This window comes from Micromonospora sp. KC207, assembly GCF_004348615.1.
GTDB lineage: Bacteria > Actinomycetota > Actinomycetes > Mycobacteriales > Micromonosporaceae > Micromonospora.
In genome coordinates this window covers 1-2,424 of the sequence record NZ_SMKJ01000518.1, presented here as the reverse complement: position 1 = coordinate 2,424, position 2,424 = coordinate 1, and the positions used below count along the sequence as shown (strand labels likewise).

The following is a 2,424-nucleotide window of genomic DNA, read 5'->3' as shown; positions in this document are numbered from 1 at the left end:
GCGCGGCGACGTAGAGGAGGCCCTGCCGGGCGTAGTCGAACGGGGAGCCGACGTCGAGCGACCGCCAGCCCGGCCCCTCGGTGGCGGGCACCGTGCCGGTGGCGGGGCGGCTGCCCGGGGCCGTGGCGACCGGGGCTGCGGCGACCGGGCCGTCCCCACGGGCCGTGGCGGCGGCCAGTGCGGCGGCGGCCGGGGACGGTGGGGCGGGCGGCGGCGCGTCCAGCCCCAGCGCCCGGGCCACCGTGTCGAACCGGCCGCCCAGCGCCAGCGTCGCCGAGGTGGCGACGACGGTGCGCTCGTCGTACAGGTGGGTGGCGAGGGTGCCGGCGACGGAGAGCGGGGCCACCACCAGGGCCCGGCGGCTGCCGTTGTCGGGCTTCTCCACCCAGGCCACGTCGTGCTCGGCCTCCTCCAGCAGCCGCTGGGCGGTGGCGGACAGTTCGTCCAGCACGGCCTTGGCCTGCTGCTTGCGGACCGGGTCCGGGTCGTCGGACTTGACCTCGCCGATCGCGTCCAGCGCGGCGCGGGTGGCGGCGTCGAGCAGCGTGCACGCCTCTCGCAGCGGGCCGGGTAGCCCGGCTGTGAGGCGGCCCGCAGGCACCTCGGCCAGCCCGACCGCGAGGGCGTCGCCGGCCTCGGTGAGCCGCTCGGCGATCTCTGGGCGCAGCAGCGGCCGGGCCCGCCGGGTGGACCGGTCGATCAGCTCCGGCACCAGCTCGGCCTGGGCCGCCGAGGAGACCCGGTCGGCCAGCTCGTGCGCCTCGTCCACGATCAGCAGCTTGTGCGGTGGCACGATGTGCCGGCCGGCGATCATGTCGACGGCGAGCAGGCTGTGGTTGGTGACCACGATGTCGGCCTCCCGGGCGCGGGCCCGGGACGCCTCGGCGAAGCACTCCGCGCCGAACGGGCAGCGGGACGCCCCGACGCACTCCCGGGCCGGCATCGACACCAGCCGCCAGGCCTGGTCGTCGACGCCCGGGTCCAGCTCGTCGCGGTCGCCGGTGTCGGTTTCCATCGCCCAGTCGCGCAGCCGCTGGACCTGCTTGCCGAGCCGCCCGGCCTCGCCGAGCCACCCGCCGCCCCCGCCGCCCGGCCGGGGCGGGGCGGCGTCGAAGAGGGTGTCCGTCGGCTCCTCCTCGGTCGCGTTGTCCAGCCGGGCTAGGCAGAGGTAGTGGTGGCGGCCCTTGAGCACGGCGAAGGTCGGCCGGCGGCCGAGCACCGGCTCCACGGCGTCGGCGAGCCGGGGCAGGTCGTGGTCGACGAGCTGGGACTGCAACGCCAGGGTCGCGGTGGAAACCACCACCGGGCCGTCCACGGTCAGGGCCGGGGCCAGGTAGGCCAAGGACTTGCCGGTGCCGGTGCCGGCCTGCACCAGCAGGTGCTCGCCGGAGGCGACGCACTCGGAGATCGCGGTGGCCATCTGCTGCTGGCCGGGGCGGGCCGCGCCGCCGGGGACCGCGCCGACCGCCGCGGCGAGCAGCTCCCCGGCGTCGGCCCGCTTGCCGCGCCGCCGGGCGGAACTGCGGGGGAGAGCGGAACCGGGAGCGGTGCGCGGCGGAGTCACCGTGCGACGGTACCCGCCGCCGCCGACACCGGTCCGCCCCCGTCCCGCGTGGCGGGGCGGTCACGCTACGGAATCCTCCGGGGTCGATCCTGTTACTCTCCCCGCGCGACGGGTGGGCGGTATCGACTAGGGTGCGACTCATGCCGAGCGACGTGGTCCGCGTGATCTACCGCAAGTACGACGGCAGCGCCCACCGCGACTACCCGGCCCGCCATCTGGCCACCGACGACCTTGGCGTGTGGCTCGGGGTGCAGGCCGGCACCGACTCCATCTACCACGGCCGGCCCTCCGTCGAGCAGATCCCCTTTGTCCTGCTGGTGCCGCACCACGCCTGGTGGACGTGCATGTTCAACCCGCCGCCGCGCACGAGCGAGGTCTACTGCGACGTCACCACCCCGGTGCGCTGGGAGGGCGACGACACGGTCCACCTGTTCGACCTCGACCTGGATGTGGTGCGCCGTCGGGGCACCGGGCTGGTCGAGCTGCGCGACGAGGACGAGTTCGCCGAGCACCGGGAGCAGTTCGGCTACCCGGACGACCTGGTGGTCGAGGCGGAGGCGGCGTCGCGCTGGCTGCTGGGGGCGCTCGGCGACGGCAGCGAGCCGTTCGCCACGTCGTACCGGAAGTGGCTGGCCCTGGTGGTCTGAGCCCGCCGCCGCCCCGCGGCCGGTCACCAGCGCGGCGGCCAGTCGGCCGCCACCGCCGAGGCCGGGCCCCGGAGGGCGCTCGACGGGCGAGAGCGGACCGGGTGGGTGATGATCCTGTGATGAGCGGGTTCGATGGTGCGCGAGCAGGTGCTGCCCGGGATGTTCGTGGCGTCGTGCCGCCCGAGGGCGCGGGGATGCGGGAGTTGCTGCGGG

The 2,424-nt window shown here is 76.1% G+C and carries 2 protein-coding genes and 1 pseudogene; 1 reads left to right on the top strand and 2 read right to left on the bottom strand.

Annotated elements, in window-relative coordinates; translation table 11 throughout:
• Nucleotides 1-1,597 (bottom strand): annotated as a pseudogene (locus E1258_RS32035) (ATP-dependent DNA helicase); the annotation flags it as partial.
• Nucleotides 1,598-1,704: 107 nt separating this feature from the next.
• On the opposite strand from E1258_RS32035, the gene E1258_RS32030 reads away from it, so the two are divergent.
• A complete protein-coding gene (locus E1258_RS32030; protein ID WP_132407646.1) occupies nucleotides 1,705-2,211 on the top strand; it encodes a DUF402 domain-containing protein in 507 nt (168 codons plus the stop codon).
• A gap of 23 nt (nucleotides 2,212-2,234) precedes the next feature.
• On the opposite strand, the gene E1258_RS34185 is transcribed toward E1258_RS32030, so the two are convergent.
• On the bottom strand, nucleotides 2,235-2,424 hold a 190-nt coding region (locus E1258_RS34185), incomplete at its 5' end, for a hypothetical protein (protein ID WP_207919913.1).

Coding starts and splice junctions, on each gene's coding strand:
- E1258_RS32030 (WP_132407646.1), top strand. CDS start 1,705: ATGCCGAGCGACGTGGTCCGCGTGATCTACCGCAAGTACGACGGCAGC.